This is a genomic window from Protofrankia sp. Cr1 (assembly GCF_963555865.1).
Classification (GTDB): Bacteria; Actinomycetota; Actinomycetes; order Frankiales; family Frankiaceae; genus Protofrankia.
Window position 1 is genome coordinate 1 of sequence record NZ_CAUVXO010000393.1, and the last position, 5,017, is coordinate 5,017.

Genomic DNA, 5,017 nt, shown 5'->3' on the forward strand with positions numbered 1-5,017 from the left:
CCTAGCGTGCTGGTAAAGAGCCGGGGCCTTGTTCCACAGCACGACGAGCACCACCAGGCCGCCCAGCCCGAACCCCAGCAGCGCCACTCGCTGCCACCCGCTCCCGCTCTCTCGTACCATGGACGAGGGTGTACCCACAGCGCGGGACCAGACCCGTAGAGCGATCGTCGGCACGACGGGAACTGGCGCCCGATACCCACCGCCGGGCACCCCGTCCCGAACGCCAGCAACAGGGATAAAGCCGATATTTAGGTCGAGTTTGTCGACGCGGGGGATGACGACTGGACGCCAGGAGCGGTCAGGACGCGGGTATCCCGGCGACACCGAGTTGACGCCCGAGTGTGATCCAGTTGGTGGCGATCCCGTGCTGGGCGTCGGCCAGGGAGAGCCGGCCGGCGCAGACAGCCTGTTTGGCGGCGTTTTCCACCGGGTCCTTGGCGTTGTGCAACCCCTTTTCCGGCCACAGGTTCGCCACGGCCGCCGGCGCGCCGCCGAGTTCCAACGAGATCAGATGGTCGAGCTCGTAGGAGCCCAGGTCCGGGCCGGCGTAGGCGCCGTAGGCGGCCACCGCCTGCTGTTTGATTCGGTTGGTGTAGGAGACCGGGGGCCGGATCGTCGCGGTCCACCCCGCCGTGCAGATCGTGCGGCCGATCGTCGCCTGGGTGACGTCGGGGTTGACCGCCCCCGGCGTACAGACGGGGTCGGGCAGCTCCTCATGATCCCGCGTCTGGCAGTGGGCCGGATAGACCGTGGACGTCGCCGCCGGCACGACCCGGTCCGCCGCGCCCGAGGGCGTCGGGGTCGACGCCGTCCCCCGGATTGTGGCAGGGGCTGCACAGGCGGCCAGCGCCAGGAGCAGAACCACGGGGGCCAGACGCAGACGGGGCACGACGCGAGTGTGACGGCCATGCCCGTCGACGGGGAACCGCACCCTGCTGTCGGTCTCCCGTCACCACACCCGATCCTGACCATCAGGTCCCGGACCCGGGAGCGGGCGTCCCGGTAACGGTCATTAACGGGACTGGCAGCAAGGAAGATCCACAAGGGGCTGAGAGGGCCGAAAACCGTCCCGAAAACTAGTCCCGAAACCCCGTGTCGCGAACGAGGTTTCGGGACCGTTTTTGGGACGATCCGCCGGTGAACGAAACCGGGACCGGTGGGGCGGGCTACGACAACCGGGTGCGCATCGGGTACGCGCGGGTCTCCACCCGGGCGCAGGACCACCAGGCCCAGCTCGACGCCCTCGCCGGTGCGCACTGCCGCGAGGTGATCGGCGAGACCGCCAGCAGCCGCAAAGAGCGGCCGCAGCTGCGCCGGGCGCTCGAGCTCCTCAAAGCCGGGGACACGCTGGTGATCTATAAGCCGGACCGGGTGGCGCGGTCGATGAAGGAGCTCCTGGTGCTCCTCGAAGACGACCTGCACGCCCACGGGATCAACCTGCACATCCTCACCGGCATCTGCGCCGGCCTCCACCGCCCGGCGGGCGCCACCATCGCCGACAAGATGCTGTTCCTGGTCGCCGCCATGGCCGCCGAAATGGAACGCGACCTCATCCGCGAGCGGACGTTGGACGGGCTGCGCGCCGCGCACGCCGCTGGGCGCCGGGGCGGCCGGCCGGTCGCCGTGGACGAGGACACCCTCGCCGTCGTGCGGGCCCGGCGGGCGAAGGGCGAGTCGGTGAGTGTGATCGCGCGCAGGTTGGGGGTGGGGCGCTCGACGGTGTACCGGGCCCTGCAGCCGCCGCCGGACAGCGATCCCCGCTCGCCCTGGCCGGTCGGGGTAGTTCCTGAGCGACCGGCCGCCTTCTAACGCCGCGCCGGCCGCTTCCGGCCAGGTCGGCGGTGAGTCCGTGTGCGGCCTTTCCGCTACGGCTGCGTCGGCCGGTCACCACTAGGATCCGCACCGTGGGGGGACAAATGAGCACGTCTGTCGGGATCGACGGGATGCGCCGGCCAGCCCGGGTACCCGTCGCCGATCCCATCCGGCCGGTTCCGCTCCCGAGGCGGGTAGACGATGCCTTCTGACGCGTTCGTGGGACAGCTCATCGCGTCCCGCTACCGGCTGACCCGCCGCCTCGGCGCAGGCGGCATGGGCGCGGTGTGGAAGGCACACGACGAGACCCTCGACGTTGTCGTCGCCCTCAAACAGATCAACCTGCGAGACACGCAGTCCGCCACCGGGCAACAGCAGCTCCTCGCACGGGCCTGGCGAGAAGCTCAAAGTACCGCCCGGCTACGCGGCCACCCCCACATCGTCACCATGCACGACGTCGTCCAGGACCAGCGGATGCCCTGGATCGTCCTCGAGCTCATCGATGGCCCCAGCCTCGCCGACGTCATCAACCGCGACGGACCCCTGCCCGCCGACCGGGTCACCCAGATCGGTCTTGCGGTCCTCGGCGCCCTCACCTTCGCCGACGCCAACGGCATCGTTCACCGCGACATCAAACCCGCGAACATCCTGCTGACCGCCGCCGGCACGGCCAAACTCGCCGACTTCGGGATCGCCACCCTGCACGACGCCACCCGGATCACCGAAAGCGGTCGGGGCCCGATGAGCATCCTGTACACCGCACCCGAACGTCTGAAGAATCAGCCCGCCAGCCTCGCCAGCGACCTGTTCTCCCTCGGCGTGACCCTCTACGAAGCCGTCGACGGCGCCTCCCCCTTCCGGCGGAAGGACCTGCCGGCGACCATGTACGCCATCCTCGACACCGAACCACCCCCACCCCGACACGCACCACCACCCCTGGCCGATCTCCTACGCCGGATGCTCACCAAAGACCCCACCACCCGCGCCGACCCAGACCAGATACGCGCCGGACTCGCAGCCCTCCACCCGACGAAACCACCAGCAACCCCCAGCAGCGGCAGACCACTCCCCGCCACCACTCGTAGCGCTCCCCCAACACAACGGAGAGAAGAATACCCGCGGTGGCAGCCCCTCGGCACGCCTCTCCGCGGCCACAAAAGCTTCTGGCTGAGTCGCGGCGTGCTCGCAGTGGTGTTCTCCCCGGACGGCCGCACCCTCGCCAGCGCCGGTACCGACAGGACGGTGCGGCTGTGGGACGTCACCGACCTCACCGCCACCCCCCACACCCTCACCGGCCACACCGACTGGGTCAGCTCGGTGGTGTTCTCCCCGGACGGCCGCACCCTCGCCAGCGCCGGTGCCGACAGGACGGTGCGGCTGTGGGACGTCACCGACCTCACCGCCACCCCCCACACCCTCACCGACCACACCGGCCAGGTCTTGTCGGTGGCGTTCTCCCCGGACGGCCGCACCCTCGCCAGCGCCGGTACCGACAGGACAGTGCGGCTGCGGGACGTCACCGACCTCACCGCCACCCCCCACACCCTCACCGGCCACACCGACGGGGTCAGCTCGGTGGTGTTCTCCCCGGACGGCCGCACCCTCGCCAGCGCCAGTTGGGACAGGACAGTGCGGCTGTGGGACGTCACCGACCTCACCACCCACACCCGCACCCGCACCCGCACCCTCACCGACCACACCAACCGGGTCTTGTCGGTGGCGTTCTCCCCGGACGGCCGCACCCTCGCCAGCGCCAGCAGGGACAGGACAGTGCGGCTGCGGGACGTCACCGACCTCACCGCCACCCCCCGCACCCTCACCGACCACACCAACGAGGTCTTGTCGGTGGCGTTCTCCCCGGACGGCCGCACCCTCGCCAGCGCCGGTGCCGACAGGACGGTGCGGCTGCGGGACGTCACCGACATCACCACCCACACCCGCACCCTCACCCACCACACCAAGGGGGTCTTGTCGGTGGTGTTCTCCCCGGACGGCCGCACCCTCGCCAGCGCCGGTGACGACAACACGGTGCGGCTGTGGACGCAGCAGTGAACGAACCCACTCCCGCGGCGAGCCACACAGGCTGCTCACGCGCCCGGTAGGCCTCCCTTCCCGGGCGCGACAAAACCCTATAAACACGGACAACACTCACGCGGCGTGAGACCGTCATTTCAGACACCGTGACACCGAGGTGTCGGGACACCTCGGTGTCACGGGCGGGCTTTCCCGAGTTCCTGATCGAGTTCGTCCTGTGCTCGCAGCGCCTGGACGAGCGCGTCGCGGACCGCTTCATCTCGTTCGGCAAGCATCACGAGGGTCCGGACGATCTGGGCCTTGTCCACCGGACGTCCAAGCCTCCGACGCATGGCCATCCGCAGCACGTCCCAGCGGTCGGCTTCGGGGCTTGAGCAGCAACCGAACGGTCAGTGGCGTCAGCCCGCGGCGCGTTCGCGGAGGGCGGGCTCGTGGCCCTGTGCGTCGGTTGGCTCAGCCGGTGACAGCCGCGATGGTGGTGGTCCGTAGGTAGCTGTAGACGGTTTCGCGGCTGATGCCGAACTCGCGGGCCAGGTCGGATTTCCGCGCACCGGCGGCCGCGCGTTCACGGAGCTGGTCTGCCTGGTCGGGGGTGAGGGCGGGTTTGCGGCCGGTGTAGACGCCGCGCTGGCGGGCGACGGCGATGCCTTCACGTTGGCGTTCGAGGATGAGGGCGCGTTCGAACTCGGCGAACGCGCCCATGACGGAGAGCAGCAGCGTCGCCATGGGCGAGTCCTCGCCGGTGAAGGTGAGGTTCTCCTGGACGAACTCCACCCGCACGCCCTTGCCGGTCAGGGTCCGTACGAGGCGTCGGAGGTCGTCGAGGTTGCGGGCGAGGCGGTCCATCGAGTGCACGAGCACGGTGTCGCCGTCGCGGACGAACGCGATCAGTTCGTCGAGTTTCGGCCGGTCGGTGTCCTTTCCGGATGCCTTGTCGGTGAACACCCGGTCGACGTCGACCCCGTCAAGTTGCCGCACCGTGTTCTGGTCGATGCTGCTGACCCTGATGTAGCCGACCCGCATCCGCCCCCACCCCTTCCGCACCCTGAAATGTCAGGATGGACTCTAAGAACCGAGCGGACAGGCGTCAAGAAACCTCGTCGAGGACTTTAACCTGACGTTTCTTCGGCCACCCCATAGTGTGGTGTTGGGGTATACCCCAACACCACAC

General features: G+C 69.4%; 5 protein-coding genes. 2 read left to right on the forward strand and 3 right to left on the reverse strand.

Annotation, left to right across the window (positions count from 1 at the left end; genetic code table 11):
* Positions 1-298: 298 nt before the first annotated feature.
* On the reverse strand, positions 299-865 hold the full coding sequence (locus U9980_RS22130; protein ID WP_322769688.1) for a hypothetical protein: 567 nt from the start codon (positions 863-865) through the stop codon (positions 299-301).
* A gap of 272 nt (positions 866-1,137) precedes the next feature.
* On the opposite strand from U9980_RS22130, the gene U9980_RS22135 reads away from it, so the two are divergent.
* Entirely contained in the window at positions 1,138-1,809 is a 672-nt protein-coding gene (locus tag U9980_RS22135; protein WP_322769689.1) for a recombinase family protein, read from the forward strand.
* 204 nt (positions 1,810-2,013) lie between these two features.
* The gene (locus U9980_RS22140; RefSeq protein ID WP_322769690.1) at positions 2,014-3,864 is read left to right on the forward strand and encodes a serine/threonine-protein kinase; all 1,851 of its coding nucleotides are present in this window, start codon (positions 2,014-2,016) and stop codon (positions 3,862-3,864) included.
* Between the two features lie 158 nt (positions 3,865-4,022).
* Here U9980_RS22140 and U9980_RS22145 read toward each other — a convergent pair whose 3' ends face one another.
* Both U9980_RS22145 and U9980_RS22150 read right to left on the reverse strand, forming a co-directional pair.
* Positions 4,023-4,184, reverse strand: coding sequence for a hypothetical protein (locus tag U9980_RS22145; RefSeq protein WP_322769691.1), 162 nt, complete (start codon positions 4,182-4,184; stop codon positions 4,023-4,025).
* A gap of 115 nt (positions 4,185-4,299) precedes the next feature.
* The gene (locus U9980_RS22150) at positions 4,300-4,869 is read right to left on the reverse strand and encodes a recombinase family protein (RefSeq protein ID WP_322769692.1); all 570 of its coding nucleotides are present in this window, start codon (positions 4,867-4,869) and stop codon (positions 4,300-4,302) included.
* Positions 4,870-5,017 lie beyond the last annotated feature (148 nt).

What these genes read in the sequence shown, in the direction of transcription:
- U9980_RS22140 (WP_322769690.1), top strand. Translation starts at nt 2,014, where the DNA reads ATGCCTTCTGACGCGTTCGTGGGACAGCTCATCGCGTCCCGCTACCGG.
- U9980_RS22145 (WP_322769691.1), bottom strand. Translation starts at nt 4,184, where the DNA reads ATGGCCATGCGTCGGAGGCTTGGACGTCCGGTGGACAAGGCCCAGATC.
- U9980_RS22150 (WP_322769692.1), bottom strand. Translation starts at nt 4,869, where the DNA reads ATGCGGGTCGGCTACATCAGGGTCAGCAGCATCGACCAGAACACGGTG.